This is a genomic window from Cyanobium sp. L1E-Cus, assembly GCF_024345755.1.
Lineage (GTDB): Bacteria > Cyanobacteriota > Cyanobacteriia > PCC-6307 > Cyanobiaceae > Cyanobium_A > Cyanobium_A usitatum.
This window is the reverse complement of sequence record NZ_JAGQBS010000002.1, coordinates 421,884-439,470: the sequence shown is the minus strand read 5'-3', so window position 1 is coordinate 439,470 and position 17,587 is coordinate 421,884. Positions and strand designations below refer to the sequence as shown.

Annotated in this window: 15 protein-coding genes; 7 read left to right on the top strand and 8 right to left on the bottom strand. The window is 62.4% G+C overall.

What is annotated here, in order from left to right; genetic code table 11:
• The first annotated feature begins 11 nt into the window (after positions 1 to 11).
• The 3 genes from KBZ22_RS02365 to KBZ22_RS02355 all read left to right on the top strand — a co-directional run bounded on the left by KBZ22_RS02365 (position 12) and on the right by KBZ22_RS02355 (position 3,414).
• Positions 12 to 1,658, top strand: a complete 1,647-nt coding sequence (locus tag KBZ22_RS02365; RefSeq protein ID WP_255020869.1) for a ferredoxin:protochlorophyllide reductase (ATP-dependent) subunit B — start codon at positions 12 to 14, stop codon at positions 1,656 to 1,658.
• Positions 1,659 to 1,804: 146 nt separating this feature from the next.
• Positions 1,805 to 2,704 carry a ferredoxin:protochlorophyllide reductase (ATP-dependent) iron-sulfur ATP-binding protein gene (gene bchL / locus KBZ22_RS02360; protein WP_254997990.1) on the top strand — a complete coding sequence of 300 codons (900 nt, stop codon included), beginning with the start codon at positions 1,805 to 1,807 and terminating at the stop codon, positions 2,702 to 2,704.
• A complete protein-coding gene (locus tag KBZ22_RS02355) occupies positions 2,704 to 3,414 on the top strand; it encodes a potassium channel family protein (protein WP_255020868.1) in 711 nt (236 codons plus the stop codon). Before bchL ends, KBZ22_RS02355 begins: the two co-directional genes overlap by 1 nt.
• Here KBZ22_RS02355 and KBZ22_RS02350 read toward each other — a convergent pair.
• The 6 genes from KBZ22_RS02350 to pyrC all read right to left on the bottom strand — a co-directional run bounded on the left by KBZ22_RS02350 (position 3,377) and on the right by pyrC (position 12,054).
• Complete coding sequence (locus KBZ22_RS02350; protein ID WP_255020867.1) at positions 3,377 to 6,520, bottom strand: efflux RND transporter permease subunit; 3,144 nt, start codon at positions 6,518 to 6,520, stop codon at positions 3,377 to 3,379. The genes KBZ22_RS02355 and KBZ22_RS02350 overlap by 38 nt on opposite strands.
• A 40-nt stretch (positions 6,521 to 6,560) precedes the next feature.
• Complete coding sequence (locus KBZ22_RS02345; RefSeq protein WP_094561403.1) at positions 6,561 to 6,776, bottom strand: DUF3136 domain-containing protein; 216 nt, start codon at positions 6,774 to 6,776, stop codon at positions 6,561 to 6,563.
• A 39-nt stretch (positions 6,777 to 6,815) separates the two neighbouring features.
• The gene (locus KBZ22_RS02340) at positions 6,816 to 8,213 is read right to left on the bottom strand and encodes a cation:proton antiporter (protein WP_255020866.1); all 1,398 of its coding nucleotides are present in this window, start codon (positions 8,211 to 8,213) and stop codon (positions 6,816 to 6,818) included.
• The gene (locus KBZ22_RS02335; protein ID WP_254941333.1) at positions 8,210 to 9,703 is read right to left on the bottom strand and encodes a bifunctional orotidine-5'-phosphate decarboxylase/orotate phosphoribosyltransferase; all 1,494 of its coding nucleotides are present in this window, start codon (positions 9,701 to 9,703) and stop codon (positions 8,210 to 8,212) included. Before KBZ22_RS02335 ends, KBZ22_RS02340 begins: the two co-directional genes overlap by 4 nt.
• Positions 9,704 to 9,729: 26 nt before the next feature.
• Positions 9,730 to 10,842, bottom strand: a complete 1,113-nt coding sequence (locus KBZ22_RS02330; RefSeq protein ID WP_255020865.1) for an acetate/propionate family kinase — start codon at positions 10,840 to 10,842, stop codon at positions 9,730 to 9,732.
• Between the two features lie 153 nt (positions 10,843 to 10,995).
• A complete protein-coding gene (pyrC, locus tag KBZ22_RS02325) occupies positions 10,996 to 12,054 on the bottom strand; it encodes a dihydroorotase (RefSeq protein WP_255020864.1) in 1,059 nt (352 codons plus the stop codon).
• Positions 12,055 to 12,188: 134 nt separating this feature from the next.
• Here pyrC and KBZ22_RS02320 point away from each other — a divergent pair, with 134 nt between their 5' ends.
• Together KBZ22_RS02320 and KBZ22_RS02315 are read left to right on the top strand one after the other, a co-directional pair.
• Positions 12,189 to 12,413, top strand: coding sequence for a DUF3136 domain-containing protein (locus KBZ22_RS02320; RefSeq protein ID WP_106501525.1), 225 nt, complete (start codon positions 12,189 to 12,191; stop codon positions 12,411 to 12,413).
• A 100-nt stretch (positions 12,414 to 12,513) separates the two neighbouring features.
• A complete protein-coding gene (locus KBZ22_RS02315; protein WP_255020863.1) occupies positions 12,514 to 13,746 on the top strand; it encodes an FAD/NAD(P)-binding oxidoreductase in 1,233 nt (410 codons plus the stop codon).
• On the opposite strand, the gene KBZ22_RS02310 is transcribed toward KBZ22_RS02315, so the two are convergent.
• Together KBZ22_RS02310 and KBZ22_RS02305 are read right to left on the bottom strand one after the other, a co-directional pair.
• Complete coding sequence (locus KBZ22_RS02310) at positions 13,743 to 14,762, bottom strand: AraC family transcriptional regulator (RefSeq protein ID WP_254942877.1); 1,020 nt, start codon at positions 14,760 to 14,762, stop codon at positions 13,743 to 13,745. The two genes, KBZ22_RS02315 and KBZ22_RS02310, sit on opposite strands and share 4 nt — an antisense overlap.
• Positions 14,763 to 14,852: 90 nt before the next feature.
• Entirely contained in the window at positions 14,853 to 15,140 is a 288-nt protein-coding gene (locus KBZ22_RS02305; RefSeq protein WP_241518074.1) for a hypothetical protein, read from the bottom strand.
• A 252-nt stretch (positions 15,141 to 15,392) separates the two neighbouring features.
• Between KBZ22_RS02305 and corA the strand changes: the two genes are divergently transcribed.
• Together corA and KBZ22_RS02295 are read left to right on the top strand one after the other, a co-directional pair.
• On the top strand, positions 15,393 to 16,493 hold the full coding sequence (gene corA / locus KBZ22_RS02300) for a magnesium/cobalt transporter CorA (RefSeq protein WP_255020862.1): 1,101 nt from the start codon (positions 15,393 to 15,395) through the stop codon (positions 16,491 to 16,493).
• 69 nt (positions 16,494 to 16,562) lie between these two features.
• On the top strand, positions 16,563 to 17,582 hold the full coding sequence (locus tag KBZ22_RS02295) for a PstS family phosphate ABC transporter substrate-binding protein (protein WP_117434954.1): 1,020 nt from the start codon (positions 16,563 to 16,565) through the stop codon (positions 17,580 to 17,582).
• The last annotated feature ends 5 nt before the right edge of the window (positions 17,583 to 17,587 follow it).

Here is a 17,587-nt window from a genome sequence, read left to right as displayed (position 1 = left end):
ACTAATCAGTCATGGAACTCACCCTCTGGACCTACGAAGGCCCCCCTCACGTGGGTGCCATGCGCATAGCCGCCTCGATGGAGGGGGTGCACTACGTGCTGCACGCCCCCCAGGGAGACACCTATGCCGATCTGCTGTTCACGATGATTGAACGGCGGGACAGGCGCCCGCCCGTTACCTACACCACCTTCCAGGCCCGCGACCTGGGTGGCGACACCGCCGAGCTGGTGAAGAGTTCGATCGCTGCAGCCGTGGAGCGCTTCCAGCCCGAGGCGCTGCTGGTGGGCGAGAGCTGCACGGCCGAACTTATCCAGGACCAACCTGGCTCCCTGGCGGCGACCATGGACCTGGGCGGCATCCCGGTGGTGAGCCTGGAACTGCCGGCCTACTCCAAGAAGGAGAACTGGGGTGGCGCTGAAACTCTCTATCAACTGGTGCGAGGACTGCTCAAGGCCCAGGTGCCACCGCCCGGCGAGCCCAAGCCCGACCCGACTCGCTGGCGTGCCGAGGGCCGGCGGCCCCGGGTGAATCTGCTGGGACCAAGCCTGCTGGGTTTCCGCTGCCGCGACGATGTGCGCGAGATCAGCCAGTTGCTGGCTGGCTACGGCATTGATGTGGCGGTGGTGGCGCCCTTGGGGGCCCGTCCGGCCGACCTCATGCGGATCCCCACGGCTGATGCCAATGTGAGCCTTTATCCCGAGCTGGCGGGCCCGGTATGCAGCTGGCTGGAGCGCAGCTTCGGCATGCAGACGGTGAAGACAGTGCCGATCGGTATCGGCGCTACGGCCGCCTTTTTGCGGGAGCTGCACGGGGTGCTGGGTTTGGAGCTGCCCGCTGAGCTTGAAACCGCAGCCGATGGCACCTGCGCCGCTGAACGGCGCTCGCGGCTGCCTTGGTATTCGCGCTCGGTGGATTCCACCTACCTCACCGGTAAGCGGGTGTTCATTTTTGGCGATGCCACCCACGCCATCGCTGCAGCCCGCATTGCTAGCCGCGAGCTGGGCTTCAAGGTGGTCGGCCTGGGGAGCTACAGCCGCGAGCAGGCAAGGGAGGTGCGGGCGGCCGCCCAGGAGCTGGGGCTGGAGGCGTTGATCTCAGACGACTACCTGGCCGTGGAGGCGGCGATGGCGGAGGCGGCTCCGGAGCTGGTGCTGGGCACCCAGATGGAGCGCCACAGCGCCAAGCGCCTCGGCATCCCCTGTGCCGTGATCAGCTCACCGCTGCACGTTCAGGATGTGCCAGCGCGCACCTCGCCCCAAATGGGCTGGGAGGGGGCAAACGTGATCTTCGACAGCTGGGTGCATCCGCTGATGATGGGTCTGGAGGAGCACCTGATCGGCATGTTCCGCCACGATTTTGAATTCGTGGATGGACACCTCAGCCACCTAGAGGGTGCCAGTGCCCCCGCCAAGCACCCCACTGCTACTGCCACGGCCACGGCTACGGCCACAGCCACTGCTACTGCCACTGCGCCAGCCAGCATTCCCGGCGATGGGGTGATCGTTTGGAGCCCGGATGGTGAAGCTGAGCTGGCCAAGATCCCCTTCTTTGTGCGGGGCAAGGTGCGTAAAAACACGGAGGCCTACGCCCGCGAGCAGGGCCTAGCTCTGATCGACAGCGAAGCCCTTTATGAGGCCAAGGCCCATTTCGCTCCATGATGGGTTGGATGGCAATAGCAGGCCCGCGCTGCGGGGGTGACCCTGACGCTCCTTCACTGATTCCAAAAGCCCAGGGCTAAGTCTTACGGTTCTTAATTATTTAGCTAAGAGTTTCAGTTCCGATCTTTCCTGTTCCCCCAACTTCAATGACCACAACACTTAATCCTCCAGCCACTTCCAAGCCCGATGGCGAGGGTAGCGTGCAGGTACACCTTGATCCCACCATGGCTATCGAGGAGGGTGCCTTGGTGCTGGCGGTTTATGGCAAAGGTGGGATCGGTAAATCCACTACCTCTTCCAACCTTTCGGCGGCCTTCTCGAAGCTGGGCAAGCGGGTGCTGCAGATCGGTTGCGATCCCAAACACGACAGCACTTTCACCCTCACCAAGAGGATGGTACCCACCGTGATCGATATTCTCGAAACGGTTGACTTTCATACTGAAGAATTGCGGCCCGAAGACTTTGTGTTTGAGGGTTACAACGGCGTGATGTGTGTGGAGTCTGGTGGTCCGCCGGCGGGTACTGGATGCGGTGGCTATGTCACAGGTCAGACGGTGAAATTGCTCAAGGAGCACCACCTGCTCGAGGAAACCGATGTGGTGATCTTTGATGTGTTGGGAGATGTGGTGTGTGGGGGCTTTGCCGCACCGCTTCAGCACGCCCACTACTGCCTGATCGTTACTGCCAATGATTTCGATTCGATCTTCGCGATGAACCGGATCATGCAGGCCATCAATGCCAAGGCCAAGAACTACAAGGTGCGTCTCGGTGGTGTGATCGCCAATCGCTCTGAGGAGACCGACGAAATCGACAAGTTCAATGCCCGCACGGGCCTGCGCACCATGGCCCATTTCAAGACCGTGGACGCGATTCGTAAATCCCGCCTCAAGAAGTGCACCATCTTCGAGATGGAAAGCACACCGGAAGTGGATGCGGTGCAGGAGGAATACCTCAATCTGGCCCGCCGGATGCTCGATGACGTCGAGCCCTTGGAGGCCGAATCCCTCAAGGATCGGGAGATTTTCGACCTGCTCGGCTTCGATTGATGGATGGGGGATCTACCCCACGCCAGCAGAGCTACGGCCATCTGCTGAGCATCTGTCTGCTGTTGCTGGTCACTTTCACCCTGCCCGAGCCATGGAATAACTTTTCCTCGCTGGGCTATCTGCTCTTGGCTCTGGTGATGATCCGGGGCCTGGGCAATCCCACCGGCAGCCTGCAGTTCGGCACCGTGCCGCGCCGGCTGTTCAAGGGGCTAGGGGTGGCGGCCATTGCAGTGGGCGTGCTCTGGTATGTCACCCCCCTGGAGCTGCGTAGCACCGGCATCCCAGTGATTGCCCTCTGGGCCCTGTTCAGTGGTTGGAGTGCTATTCGCCTGATCCGGGGCCTGGCCCAGGAGCGGCGCGTCTCGGATGTGGTGTTGCGGGGGGCGCTGGCTGGCTACCTGATGTTGGGGCTGGCGGCCGGCTTGCTCTGTTGTGCCCTGGAGACCATCGATCCGGCCAGCTTCAGCAACGTGAACCTCTCGGCGCAGGATCTGGGCCAGAGCAGCCCAGTGTGGGGCCTCAATTTTGTGCGACTCAACTATTTCGCCTTTGTGAGTCTCACCACGATGGGCTATGGCGATGTGACCCCCCAGACACCCCAGGCCCAGATGGCGAGTGTGGCCATCGCCATAGCTGGCACGTTTTATGTGGCCGCAGTGATGGGGGTGTTGATCAGCCGCCTAACTGTGCAGGAAAGCCAGCAGCCTTAGGGTTTCCCCGCTCCCAGCCCTTGATGATGCGATACATCACGGGAACAACAAACAGGCCCAGGAAGGTAGACACCAGCAACCCAAAGAACACCACCGTGCCGATGCTCACCCTGCCGCCTGAGCCGAAGCCATTGGCGAAGAGTAGGGGTATGCCTCCTGCAAGGGCGGCGAGGGCGGTGAGCAGGATTGGCCGCAGGCGGGCGATAGCCGCTCCGCGGATCGCCGTGTCTAGATCCAGGCCTTCGGCCATGCGCTGGTTGGCGAATTCCACGATAAGGATGGCGTTCTTGGCCGTAAGGCTCACCAGCATCAGCAGGCCCATCTGGCCGTACACGTCCAGCGGCAGGCCCCGCAGCAACAGGCCGCCGACCGCTCCCAACATGGCCAGAGGCACGGTCACCAGAATGATGAAGGGGTCGGCGAAGTTTTCGTAGAGGGCTGCTAGCACCAGCACCATCACCAGGATTGCCAAGGCAAACACCCGAATGTTGCCGCCACCGGCGCGCGACTCTTCCCGCGCCAGGCCGGCCCATTCCAATTCGGTGCCGCCTCCTACCTGCCGCTGCACTTCCATCAGGCTGGCCATGGCTTGGCCACTGCTCACGCCAGGGCGGGGCAGGGCCCGGATGCTGATCGAACGCACCAGCCGGGTGTGGTTGATTGAGGTTGGGCCGGTGTTTTGTTCGATCCGCACCAATTGGGCCAGGGGGATCAGCTGGCCATCGCGGGTTTTCACCTGCAGAGCGAGCACGTCATCGGCGCTGCGGCGCGAGGCGCCGTCAAGCTGCACGATTACCTTGCGCACCTGGTCGCTCTCAAAGCTGTCATTGACGTAGTCACTGCCGAAGCTGGCTCCGAGGGTGTCGACCACGGTGCTGAGATCCACCCCGAGCGAGGCCATCTGCAGCCGATCTGGCACCAGCTGCACCAGGGGTGCACCGGCGGTGAAGCGGGTTGAAACCCGTTCAAAGCGATTGGTGGCTTGGGCGGCGCGGATGAAGGCCTGGGCTTGCTGCTCGAAGTCAGGCAGGCTGAGTTGACCGTTGCTGTTGTCCAGCAGTTCAAGCTCGAGCCCCCCTTCTGAACTGAAACCCCGCACGGAGGGTGCCTCGCTGAGCTGCACCACTGCACCGGTGATGCGGCGGCGCAACTTGCCCTTGAGTCGCTCTCCCACGGCCCGTGTAGCCGCCTCGGGGCTGCGGCGCTGCTCGATTGGCGCCAGGCGCAGGAAGAAGTTGCCCTTGTTGGGGCTGCTATCGCCAAAGGAGCGCCCCGCATAGAAATTGGCGCGGGTGATCAGGGGTTCTTCAGCCACCACCTGGCGCACCTGCTCCAGCACCCGTTGGGTCTGCTGCAGTCCCAGGCCATCGGCCAGGATCACCACCCCCCGCAGCTGACCGTTGTCTTCCTGGGGGATGAAGGCTTTGGGCAGGGCTTGCAGGGCGAATCCTGTGATCAGTAGACCGCCCAGCAGTAGGGATACCACCAGCCGCCGCCGCTCCATCGTCCAGGCCAGCCAGTGCCCGTAGGGCACCTCCAGTCCCTCGAGCCAGCGCCGCGGTGGGTCGATCCAACGCAGCAACCAGGCCGGTTCGCGTTGCTGGGGGTTTAGTAGTCGGCTGCTGGCCACCGGCGTGAAGCTCAGGGCATTGAGGGTGGAGAAGGCAATGGCGCCGCTGATCGTGATTGCGATCGGGGCGTACAGCCGGCCCAAGCTGCCCCCCAGGCCAAGCACCGGGATGAACACCACCACCAGGGCTATAGAGGTGGAAACCACGGCCCCGCCGAGCTCGGCCATGGCTTCGCGGGCGGCCTGCAGGGGGGGCTTGCCGTCCTCTAGGCGGCGGCCAATGTCCTCGCTCACCACGATGGCGTCGTCCACCACCAGCCCAGAGGCCAGCACCAAGCCAAACAGGGTGAGGGTGTTGAGCGATTGGCCGGCAAGCTTCAGCACGCTCAACGAGCCGATCAAGGCCACTGGCACTGCGGCAGCTGTGATCAGGGCCAGGCGGCTGTTGCCAAGGCCAAGAAGTAGCACCAAGAACACCAGCAACACCGCATCGCGCAGGCTGTCGAGGGTGCCCTGGATGCTGCCTCGCACAAAGTCGGCCTCATCAACAATCAGTTGCTGATCCACCCCCGGTGGAAATTGGGGTGCGAGCTCATCTAGTGCTGCATTCACCGCCCTACTCACGGTGATGGCGTTGCTGCCGTCTCGCTGGTAAATCACCACGGCTACCGCTGGCCTGCCCTGCAGGTTGGTGGCGATCGTGTCGTAGCTCTCGCTGCCCAGGCTCACCCGGCCCACATCCCGCAGCAGGGTGACGCCGCCATTAGCGCTGCGGGCCACCACCAGCTGTTCAAATTCCGCTGGACTACGCAGGCGCCCCTCCATGCGCAGCGGCAGGGTGAGCTCCTGGCCGCTGGGGCTGGGGGCTTCGCCCGTTTGGCCCAAGGCAGCCAGCACGTTTTGCTGCTGCAGGGCCGCACGAACATCGGTAATGGTGAGGCCGCGCTCCTCGAGTTGGGCCGGGTTGAGCCAGAGCCTGAAGGCCAGGCTGTTGCCACCTGAAAGGGTGACGTTTCCCACCCCAGGCACCCGCTGCAGCCTCTCTTTCACCACCTGATCGAGCCAACCGCTCAAAAAGGTTTCGCCATAGAGCTTGGGATCAGCACTGAAGCTCAGCACCATCAGCAGGTCGTCGGAGCTGCGCCGCACCTGCACCCCGAAGCGCGCCACCGGTGCTGGCAGCTGGCGGGTTATCACCGCCACTTCGTTCTGGGTGTTGATCTGGTTGAGCTCGGGGTCGCCGCCCTCGAATCCCAGGGTGATGGAGCTGCCGTTGGCGGAGCTGGTGGAGCGGATGCTGTCGAGCCGCTCGAGGCCGTTTAGCTGTTGTTCCAGCAGGGCTGTGACCCCCTGCTCCACAACCTCTGGGCCGGCGCCTGGGTAGGTGGCCCGCACCGTGACTCGGCCGGGAGCAATCGGTGGCAGGTTTTCCACCTGCAGCAGCGGTAAACACACCAGCCCTATCAACAGCACCAGCAGGCTCACCACCAGGGTGAGCACGGGCCGGCGCAGAAAGGGATCTGAGATCGATTTCATGGGAGCCTTTGCGTTGCGCTGCTCGGGCCGGGATGAATGATCAGCCGAGATCGCGCTTCAGCACAACGCAGAGATAGTCAGGCGCTTTATAGCGACTAGGCAGGCAGATATGAAGTTGCTCCAAACGGCTCCAGCAGACGGTGCGTTGAATGGCGGCTACGGTTTTTCCTTCCTTTAAGAGAAGCCTAAGGGCCTTGCAATAAAGCGAATAATTGGCTTCGAGTTCCCCGATGGTGAGTCCCTGACTGCTGCTCATCGCACGGGTGGGCGTCCAAGAGTTGCAAAGACGCACTTATTACCCTACGGCTTCAGGGGGCGCCGAGATCAGGTTGAGCCGCCGGCAGAGCCGCGGCAGGGTGAGGCCTTGGGCTAGCAGGTTGATCAGCACCACAACGAACACGATGCTTTGGGCGTTGTGGGCTAGAGCATCGACGGAGCCTGGGTCGACACCACGTAGGTGACTGATCTGATCGACCGCGTTGTAAGAGAGGGCCAAAGGCACTGCCCCCCTTAGGCCACACCAAGAAACCAGCACGCTGTCCTTCCAGCGGAAGGGGGAGAGGGGTTGAAACACCAAGACGCTTATTGGTCGCACCACCAGCATCAGCACCGCGGCGGTTATCAAGCCAACAGGCAGGGCGGGAAGCAGGCTGCTTGGATTCACAAGTAGACCAAATATTAAAAAGATACAAATCTCGGCCATTGTATTGAAAGGCAGCAGCACCTCCTGAATCGATTCATGGTTGATATCCGCTTGGCGGTAGATCATGTTGGTCATCATTACTCCAGTGATGTACACCGAAATCAATCCGGATCCGCCTAGAAAGTAGCTGCAGCCATAGTCTACAAAGGCAATAGACATGGCCACAATCAGTAGTTGGGATCTGTCGTGGGCCAGCTCATTGATCACGAATTTGGCCACATAGCCAAACAGTGCCCCTATGACTAGGCCGCCGCCTACCTGTTGCACGAAGTTGCGCAGGCCGTTGAGCATCACCACAACAGGTGCTGCTTGCTCGAGGCTGGCCCCGGAGCTGGAAGTGCTGAACAGGCCCACGATCAAGCCGAATAGGAGCAGGGCCGTTGGGTCATTGACCGAGGATTCGAATTCGAGCATGTGCTTGAGCCGTTCTGGCACCAGGTGACGCACCGAACTCAGCACGTTGATGGTGGCTCCGGCATCGGTGGAGCCCAGGCAGGCGGCAATCAGCAGGGCAGCCCCCAGGGGCATGGCGTCGCTGAGTCCTGGCGCTAGTTGGTTTCCACCAGCGGAAGAAAGCAGCCAGATCAGGGCGGCCAGCAGACCCGTGGCAATCGCCACCCCCCCTACCGCCAGGGCCAGGCCATATTCCAAAAAGCCTCGAATGGTTTTGACATCCGTTTTCAGCCCCGCATAAAAAAGCAGCAGGGCTAGCGCAAATACATGCAGGCTTTCGGCCTGTTCATGGGTGACGTTGAGGCTTTGGATGTTGATCGCTAGGCCCAGCAGCAGCACCCCGAGAATCGCCGGGATCCCGATCTGGATCGAGAACCGGCTGATCGCCAACGTGCCTAAAAACAGCAGGCCGATGAACAGCAGCTGGCCCTCCAAGGGCACCCCATTAAGACCTGGTGCCTGGGCAAAGAGGGGTGCCTGGGCAAAGAGGGGTGCCTGGGCAAAGAGGGGTGCCTGAGCAAAGAGGGGTGCGATCACGACCGGACTGAGTCGTCGTGATTCGATCCGAGGCTCGCGGCCTGGGCTTCGCTGAGGCGGCCGGCCCGCTGCAGTACAGCGGTGATCTGGGCGATGTCCAGCACGGAATGGCAGCTGTAGCCCGCCGCCGCCAGCCGCTCCCGGGCGCGGCGATCATGGTCGCCGCCATGGTCGATGAACACCACCACGTCTTGCACCGTCAGGCCCGAGCTCTCCAGCTTGCCGATGCCCTCCAGGACGCTGCCGCCTGTGATCAAGATGTCGTCTACCACCACCACCCGGTCGCCCTCCTCAAAGTCGCCCTCGATCAGGCGCCGGGCGCCATGGGCCTTCACCTCCTTGCGGGGATAGATCAGCGGCTTGTGCAGTTGCAGTGAAAGACCAGTGGCGGTGGGCAGGGAGCCGTAGGGGATGCCGGCGATGCGGTCAAATTCGAGGCCCTGCAGCTTGCCGGCATAGGCGTGGAGCACTCGGTGGAACAGGTTTGGGTCGGAGATGATCTGGCGCAGATCGACGTAGTAGTTGAAGACCGCGCCCGAGGCTTGTACGTAATCGCCGAATAGCAGGCAGCCGATGTCGAACAGATCAACAATCAGGCTCTCGAGCGGGTCGGCGCTTGGTTGCTTCTCAGGTAGCCAGAGGGCGCAGGTATCCGGGTTGCCCTTGTGGTGATTTTCCAGCCACTGTTGCCGCTTGGCCGTGATCTGCTGTTTGAGCGCCTCGGCTCGACTGGCCATGTCGTCTTCTACCAGCAGGTTTTGAGGTAGGGGCAGCAGCAGCCCATCGGCGGCGGCCCCCAGGCCGGCTTGGAGCATGGCGTCGAGCTTTTCCTCTTCCCCCCAGAGGCTGCGCAGGATCAAGAAGCGCTCCGGCGCTTCGGCCCGCACCCGCGCCAGGATTTGCGGATCACTGGTTCCCACCTCCAGCAACAGCTGGTCGGGGGTGGCCCACAGCTGGGTCTCGCGCACAATCTGCAGGTATAGGGGTGTCTCCTCATTTGGGTAGTGCTGGATCTGGCGCGCCGCCTGGTTTGAGCTGTGGCAGGTCATCACCACGGCCTTGTCTGGATAGAGCAGGAAGGGGGCTGCGATGTCTTGGCCGGCAAGGGGTGAGAGGGTCACCGCATCGGCGCCCAGGTCCTTGAACAGGTAGTGGGCCAGGGCCGAGGAGGAGTTGAGATCGCCGTGTTTGGCGTCGATGATCAGGGGCAGATCGCGGGGCACCAGGTCGCGCACCTCCAGCAGCAGCTCCAGTCCCACCGGCCCAAGGGCCTGATAAAAACCAAGGCTGGGCTTGTAGGCGCACACATGGGGCGCTGTGGCCTCGATCACCGCCTTGATCCAGTGGCGGGCCTGGCTGAGGAAGGAGCGGCCCGCCAGACCCCGCCGCGCTGCCCAGCTCTGCAGCATCTCCGGGTTGGGATCAAGCCCGGTCACCAGCAGCGACTGGCGGTCGGCGATGGCGTCGGTGAGTTTGACGAAGAAGCCCATCGCCCGCAGGCTGTTAGGGCTCGTTGTTAAGTCAGCCGTTGGCCTGTCCGCCGGCTGGTGACACAGCTCTTTGCAATCAGCCGCACCATCAACCCTTCCTCATCGGCGGCCACCCGCAGCCAGCGCAGCCCCGGCAACCAGGCCAGGGCCTGCTCCAGTTCGGTGGCGAGGGCGTCGTCGTGTTCGCCGATGCCGCCGCTGAGGGCGATGGCCTCCACTCCACCCAGGCTGGCTGCCATGGCCCCAATCCCTTGCAGTAGCCGGTGGCGGAACACCGCGATTGCCAGCTGGGCGCCGCGGTGCCCCTCGCCAGCCTGGAGGCGCAGCTCCCGCATGTCTCCGCTGAGCTCGGATAGCCCCAGCAGGCCGCTCTGGCGGTTAAGGGCCGTATCCAGTTCGGAGACGCCCATTCCCTGGCGCATTAGGTGCAGCAGCAGCCCGGGATCGACGCTGCCGCTGCGGCTGGCCATCACCAGTCCCTCGAGCGGCGTGAAGCCCATCGTGGTGTCGACGCTGCGCGGCCTTCCCTGGGGATCGATTTCGATCGCGCAGAGGGAGCAGCCGGCGCCGAGCTGGCAGCTGATCAGGCGGCGGATGTCTGGATCTCGGGCCGCGACCGTTTCGCCCACGTGCTGGTGATTGAGGCCGTGGAAGCCAAAGCGGCGCAGGCCCTGCTGGCGCCAGGTTGCCGGGATGGCGTAGGTGGAGGCGGCTTCGCTGAGACTGGCGTGGAAGGCGGTGTCGAAGCAGGCCCACTGCTGGATGGCGCTGCCCTCCAGCTGGCCCTCCAGCTGGCCCTGCAGCCAGTTGATGGCCTCCAGCGCTGGACCGTTGTGCAGTGGGGCCAGGGGCACCAGGTTTGCTAGCTCCGCCAGCACCTGCGGGGTTAGCAGGGTGGGAGCGCTGAAGTGGGCACCACCGTGCACGATCCGGTGAATTACAAGCTGGGGTAGGGGCTCAAGGGCAGCGAGCAGGGGGGAGAGCCACTGCTCCAGAAGTTCAACCAGCGGCTGGCCGCCCGCATCGGCCTGGGGAAGACCCCAGCTGCGCTGCACTTGCCAGAGCCGGCGGCCGCTCGTATCGCAGAGGGCCAGCTTGATGCTGGAGCTGCCCGTGTTCACCACCAGGGCGTGGGTCATGCGATCGGGTGCAGGCCTTTATTGGGCATAGCGTTGCAAGTCTTGCCTTAAAACTGCCGGCAGGAGCCCGGCGCTGACCGCTTGGCAGCACGGCCTTCAGTTTTTCCTGGGCACCACCTTCGGCGCCAACAAAGCCTCTCTAAAGCCGGATTTTCAGGGCAGCAACAATCTCCAGGGCAGGGTTTCTCCAGCATGGAAGGGCACCAGTTCGACGGCGGTGCCGGCCGCATCATTGAGGTGGAGCCGGCTGGGCACCTCCAGGGGCTGCCGCTCCAGGGTGACCGTGGCCTCGTTGAGCGGTAGCCCGTAAAACCGGGGCCCAAACTCCGACGCGAAGGCCTCCAGCCTCTCCAGGGCATTCTCCTGCTCAAACACCGCCGCGTAGCTCTCCAACGCAAATGGGGCATTGAAAATGCCAGCGCAGCCGCAGGCCGCTTCCTTGGCAGTGCGGGCGTGGGGTGCGGAATCGGTGCCCAGGAAGAACTTCGGATTGCCGGAGGTGGCGGCGCCCCGCAGGGCGATGCGGTGCAATTCCCGCTTGGCCACCGGCAGGCAGTAAAAGTCGGGCCGCAGGCCGCCCGCAAACAGGGCATTGCGGTTGATGTGCAGGTGGTGGGGCGTGATCGTGGCCGCCAGGTTGGCCGGCCCGCTACGCACAAAATCAACCGCATCACTGGTGGTGATGTGCTCAAGCACCACCTTCAGGCCGGGGTGGCGCCCCAGTAGGGGCTCCAGGTGGCGCTCGATGAATACCGCCTCCCGATCAAAAATGTCGATATCGGCGCTGGTTACTTCGCCGTGGATCAGCAGGGGCATGCCGATGCGCTCCAGGGCGTCGAGCACGGGCGTTATCGCCTCGATTGAGCTGACGCCGGCGGCGGAATTGGTGGTGGCATTTGCCGGGTAGAGCTTGCAGGCCACCCAGGCGCCAGCGTTGAAGCCCCGTTCGATCTCGGCGGGATCGATGGCATCGGTGAGGTACGCCGTCAGCAGTGGTTGGAAGCGACTGCCGTCGGGCAAGGCTTCGCGGATGCGGCGGCGATAGGCCTCGGCTGCCGCCGCCGTGGTTACCGGCGGGTTCAGATTTGGCATCACGATCGCCCGGGCGAACTGGCGGGCCGTAGCCAGGGCGACGGCCTGGAGCATGGAGCCATCGCGCAGATGCACATGCCAGTCATCGGGTTGACGCAGGCTCAGCTGCTGGCTTGGCATGGCATGGCGTGGGATCGGTTGAGTTGGAACTGGTAAGGATTCGTGTCTTCACGGCATTGTTGCCGCGGGCACACAGTCCTCTGTTTAGCGTTGTATTTAGCTCGCCGGCGGGCTTCCTTCCGAACTTTCCCAGCATGACCGTTGCCCCCAAACCCACGATCGGAGAATTGGAAGCTGGTTACTCCGGCTGCTGCAAGGCCCTGCGGCTACTTATCCGGGAAGGGCGCAGCTTGGAGGCGATCAAGCGCACCGTGGCCTGGGACCGACTCAGCCTGCTCCACTCCTGTCTACCCACCCGCTACAAGGCACCCGACTATCTCTACGCCCTGCTCAAACGGGAGGTGACCGAAGCGGTGTGAATCCTTAGCGGTGTGAACCCTTCGGGCTTGTCCATTTGACGCTTCCCGTCTAGAGCGGGAGGAATGGCATCCAGCCGCTGCTCCACCAGCGGCCCTTTTTATGGCCCATCACCAAATTTTGATTGTCGGCGGCGGCGCCGCCGGCATCACCGCCGCCGCCCAGCTGAAACGGGCCCGTCCGGCCCTTGCGGTGACGATTCTCGAGCCCTCCAGCAATCACTACTACCAACCGGGCTGGACCCTGGTGGGTGCAGGTGTGTTCAGCCTTGAGGAGACTCGCCGCGCTGAGGCCGATCTCATCCCAGCGGGGGTGACCTGGATCCGCGATGCGGTGGCTGGTTTCGATCCGGATCGCAACCTGGTGAGCACGGCCAGTGGCCAGAGCCTCAGCTACGACGTGCTGGTGGTAGCCACCGGCCTGCAGCTCTGCTGGGACAAGATCAAGGGACTGCCCGAGGCCCTCGGCCAGGGCGGGGTGTGCAGCAACTACAGCCAGCACCACGCCACCTACACCTGGGACACGCTCCAGGCCTTCAAGGGCGGCCAGGGGGCGGCCGGCAACGCCGTGTTTACTTGTGCGCCGATGCCGATCAAGTGTCCGGGGGCGCCCCAGAAGATCGCCTATCTGGCTGCCGATGTTGTTGCCAAGAAGCGACTGGTGGCAAAGGTGATCTATGCCACCGCCACCCCTGGCATCTTCGGGGTGCCCGTATATGCCGCACCGCTGCGGGAGGTGGTGAAGCGCAAGGGTATTGATGCCCGCTACAACCACGTGCTTACCGAGGTACGTCCCCAGAGCCGGGAGGCGGTGTTCAAGGTGAGTCAGGGCGAAACTAGCCGCGTAGAAGTGATCGGTTACGGGATGCTGCACGTGACGCCGCCGATGGCTGCGCCCCAGGTGGTGGCCGATAGCCCGCTGGCAGCGGCGAGCGGCTTCGTCGAGGTCGACAAGTTCAGCCTGCAGCACACCCGCTACGCCAATGTGTTTTCGCTCGGCGATGTCAGTGGCATGCCGAACTCCAAGACGGCCGCGGCGGTGCGCGGCCAGGCGCCGGTGCTGGTGGCCAACCTGCTTTCCCTGCTCGATGGCCAGCCCTTAGCGGCGGCCTACGACGGTTACAGCTGCTGCCCCCTGATCACCGGCTATGGCAAGGCGATCATGGCTGAGTTCAACTATGAGCAGCAGCCGGTCCCCTCCTTCCCGCTCGACCCCACTAAGGAGCGCTGGAGCATGTGGTGGATCAAGCGCAAGCTGTTGCCTGGGCTTTATTGGAATCGCATGCTCACCGGTGCCCAGCACGAGCGGCGTTTTATCCCCGGACTGAAGGGCTAGCCGTGTAGGCGCCGCCCTTCACGCAACATCTCTGAGGGGCGAATGCCGTAGGTGTTGTGGAAGTCGCGGCTGAAGGCGGAGAGGTTGCTAAAGCCCAGTTTTGAGGAGATGCCGGCCACGCTGTCGCTCGGCGAGGGGTTGAGCAGGTGCTGACGGGCCAGGCCAAGGCGCTGGCGGCGGACCCATTGGATTGGTCCGCAACCGAAGCGTTGGCTGAAGGCGAGCTGCAGGTTGCGCCTCGAGTAGCCGCTGCGCTGCTCCAGCTGCGTGAGGTTGATTGGTGATTGCAGATTGGCCCCAATCCACTCCAGCAATTCTTCGAAGATCAGCTCCCTGGAGAGCCCCTCGCCATGCCCGCTACCCCGCTGCTCGAGTTGGGGGCAAAGGGCTAGGGCCAGGATGCGATAAATGAGGTCGTCGAGCTGCAGCACCTCCAGATCGCCACGGGCTTGCAGCTCCGGCGCATCCAGCAGGGCAAAGGCTCGACGCATGGTGAGCAGCAATTTGGCCTGCCGCTCCTCGGTCGTTGAGAGCACTTGGGGACGCTGCAGATCAGGGGCAAAGCGTCGACCGGAGAGCCCCATGCCGCCGATGGCAGCGGCCGTGTCCTGCAATCGCTGTAGATCTACGTGCAGCACTAGTCCGTTGTAGTGCCCACTTGCGTAGGTGTAAGAGAAGCCTGGGTTGAAATAAAGGGGGGCTTCAGCGTGAATTTGGAAGGTGTTCCCGTCCACTCCGTAGGAAGATTCCCCCTGATAGCAGATGTTGATTGCGCCTACGCCGGGGTTATCACCGATGCAGCCATGGATAGGGCTTGTATATCCACAGGTGAGGGTGAGGTCTCCCGCTACGGCAGTGCTGGCCCGGTGCCGAAACGGGTTGAGCAAGGGGTTGCGAGGGGCAAAATCCTGGAGAGGAAAGTGCTGGGCCAGCTTGGTCGCGAGGGCCTGGGGATCTAAATCCACCACCGCTTGCTGGTCGTGGAACACCAGGGGGAACTGGGAGACAGGATCCAAGCCAGACCAAAATCGTTGCCCACACCCTATGGAAAGACGGCTGCAGCGCCAGTAGCCGGGAAGCGGTATTAATGCTTAGTGATTTAGGGCTCAGCCCTGCTCCGGGAGATTGAGCAGGATGTTCTTGCTTTCCTTGAGATCGTTCCAGATGCGGCGGATTTCGTCGTAGGCCTGCTCCTGACTCATCTTGCCATTGCTTTGCAGGCCCACCACTAGCCCGACCCTCTCGGCAAATGATTCGAGGTTTTGGTGGAACATCAAACGCTCGGGAGTCCAATCGGAGCCCCGGTAGGCGGAATGGGGTTCAAAAGGCGAGCTAATGCCGTTGGCTATGCCTTGCGGATCGGATGGGGTGGGCCTGGGCCCCGCACTGGACATTGAGATCTTCCAACCCTGGCCAACTTAGAAGAATTGGATTAAGGGGCGTTGAAGGGCGCTTCGGTGTCGTCAGGAGCACCGGCGGTATCAGGTCGGCGGCCGCAACATGCCAAACCATCAGATCTGCGCTCTCATGGATCAGTCCACGGGTAGTAGGTGGCTACAGGTTGTGATGTGTCTGCTGATCCAGGCCAGCATCATTGCCGGTGGTCAACTCTTGATCCGCTGGCAGGCTCCTGAACTGACCCCAACGTGCTGCGCCCCACCCCTGGTGCTCTGAATTCCCACCTCCTGGAGGAGCGGCCGGCCAATTTGCCAGCCCACCTCTACGTCTCTGGCGGGCGGCACCGCAGTTGTTTCAGTGCCGTGTTGTTTGAGCCAGACGGCCCCCGGCTGATATTCCTGCACGATCCTGCTGAACTTTTGCCTCTGCAGGCGCTCGGCTATCCCATCTGGCTGAGGGTGATGGGCCTGGGGGATCCAGGGGCAGTTGAGGCCATGCTCGACGTAGTCCAGGTGCCTCGCATGTTGCTGCCTCCCCTACTGGAGGTACCCCAGCGCTCACGGGTCGACGGGCTAGGGGAAGCCGTGATTGTGGTGCTGCACCGGCTCAGCTTTGCCCGTGATCCATTTCACCTGCTCAGCTCCCAGGTGGGTCTGCTGCTGCTGCCCAATCTGCTGGTCACCTTTGAGGAGGCGCCGGCGGGGGAGTCGTTTCCGGAGCTCACCGCTTGGCTGGAATCCAGGGTGGGTGAGGTGGAACATCGCGACCTTGATGACATTCTCCACTTCCTGGTGGATGAGTTGCTCGATGCCCTCTTCCCCATGCTTGAGCAGATCGCCAATCGCCTCGACGATCTGGAAGAAGCTGCCTTGCGGGACCCCAAGCCGAAGTTATTGGCCCGGGCTTTTGTGTATCGCAGCAACCTGCGCACGATTCGCAACCAGGTGTGGCCCCTGCGCCACCAGATCCGGGTGCTGCTGCGCCAAAGGCAGCAGCTACTAGGCGCCGAAGCCCTGGTTGGCTTTCAGGAGATGGCAGATCTGGTGGAGTTGCTGTTTGAAAACTGTGAGTTGTTGCGACACCAATGTGATGCCATCACCCAGGCCTATGCGGCCAGTGTGGGCAACAGGATGAACCAGGTGATGAAAACCCTCACCATCCTCACCAGCATCTTCGCGCCGCTCACCTTCATCGCCGGTATCTACGGCATGAACTTCGAGAATATGCCGGAGCTGCGTTGGCATCTGGGCTATCTCTACTGCATTGTTTTGATGGCGATCGTGTCGGTGATCCAGACCTACTGGCTGTGGCGCCGTGGTTGGTTTGCGGATTGGACGGCACCGCGCTGAAGCCACAACCTGGCCTTAACCCCCATAAGCCCTCCGATCACCCAGAGTTCTATTGCCGTTGTGATCGTTATGCGCCCTACCTTGCGCTTTGCCTGGCTTGCCCCGATGGTGTCCCTCCTGCCGGCGGGCGCGCTGGCAGCACCGGAGCCGATCCTCATCGGCGGTTCGAGCACGGTGTTCCCGGTGATGCAGGCGGCGATCGCGGCCTATCAGAAGGGCGGCGCCAATCGCCACGTGCGCTTTGAGCTCAAGGAAACCGGCACCTCGGCGGGATTTAGGCAGTTCTGCAGCGGTAAGTTGCCCGTGGCCAACGCCTCGCGTCCGATCAATGCCAAGGAGCTCAAGGCCTGCGCGGCCAAGGGGGTGACTTTCCTGGAGCTGCCGATTGGCTTTGATGCGATCACTGTGGTGGTGAACCCCGTCAACACCTGGGCTTCCAGCATCACCACCCGGGAGCTCGCGCGTATCTGGAGTGCGCGGGCGGCTGGATCGGTAAAAACCTGGAGTCAGGTCAACCTCGATTGGCCCAATCGGCCGATTCGACTGTGTGGCCCTGGTAAGGACTCTGGTACTTATGATTATTTCAATAAGGCCATAAATGGTGATGAAGACAATTCGAGGTCGGATTACTTTTCCAGTGAAAACGATAATGAACTAGTTGCCTGCGTTGCCAAGAATCCTGATGCCTTGGGCTATTTTGGATTTTCCTACTACCAAGCCAACGCCAAGCGTTTGAAGGCCCTCAGCATTGTTGGGTCAAAAGGTGCTGTGCTTCCTTCGCTGGCGACGGTCCAAAAGGAAGCCTATGTTCCTCTGTCCAGGCCCCTGTTTATTTACGTAAACGACAAGGCCTTGCGGCAACGCCCGGAGCTGCAGAAATTTGTGAACTACACCATCAAAAATGGTCTCACTCTGGTGAAACAGGCTGGGTCTGTGCCCATCTCCTCCAGTACCTATAGGTTGGTGGAAAGTAAGTTGCATCAAAAAGTGAGCGGCACGGCTTTCGGTGGCGATATCCCCGTAGGACTCACCACCAGCCAGGCCCTGCAGCGCAGTCTCGACAGCATCAAGAAACCGGAATTCCGCTGAGCTCG

Bases quoted from the DNA above. Each gene is read 5' to 3' on its own strand.
- bchL (WP_254997990.1), top strand. From the start codon at position 1,805: ATGACCACAACACTTAATCCTCCAGCCACTTCCAAGCCCGATGGCGAG.
- KBZ22_RS02330 (WP_255020865.1), bottom strand. From the start codon at position 10,842: ATGACCCACGCCCTGGTGGTGAACACGGGCAGCTCCAGCATCAAGCTG.
- KBZ22_RS02295 (WP_117434954.1), top strand. From the start codon at position 16,563: ATGCGCCCTACCTTGCGCTTTGCCTGGCTTGCCCCGATGGTGTCCCTC.
- KBZ22_RS02350 (WP_255020867.1), bottom strand. From the start codon at position 6,520: ATGAAATCGATCTCAGATCCCTTTCTGCGCCGGCCCGTGCTCACCCTG.
- KBZ22_RS02335 (WP_254941333.1), bottom strand. From the start codon at position 9,703: ATGGGCTTCTTCGTCAAACTCACCGACGCCATCGCCGACCGCCAGTCG.
- KBZ22_RS02315 (WP_255020863.1), top strand. From the start codon at position 12,514: ATGGCCCATCACCAAATTTTGATTGTCGGCGGCGGCGCCGCCGGCATC.
- KBZ22_RS02305 (WP_241518074.1), bottom strand. From the start codon at position 15,140: ATGTCCAGTGCGGGGCCCAGGCCCACCCCATCCGATCCGCAAGGCATA.
- KBZ22_RS02345 (WP_094561403.1), bottom strand. From the start codon at position 6,776: ATGAGCAGCAGTCAGGGACTCACCATCGGGGAACTCGAAGCCAATTAT.
- KBZ22_RS02355 (WP_255020868.1), top strand. From the start codon at position 2,704: ATGGATGGGGGATCTACCCCACGCCAGCAGAGCTACGGCCATCTGCTG.
- KBZ22_RS02320 (WP_106501525.1), top strand. From the start codon at position 12,189: ATGACCGTTGCCCCCAAACCCACGATCGGAGAATTGGAAGCTGGTTAC.
- KBZ22_RS02365 (WP_255020869.1), top strand. From the start codon at position 12: ATGGAACTCACCCTCTGGACCTACGAAGGCCCCCCTCACGTGGGTGCC.
- pyrC (WP_255020864.1), bottom strand. From the start codon at position 12,054: ATGCCAAGCCAGCAGCTGAGCCTGCGTCAACCCGATGACTGGCATGTG.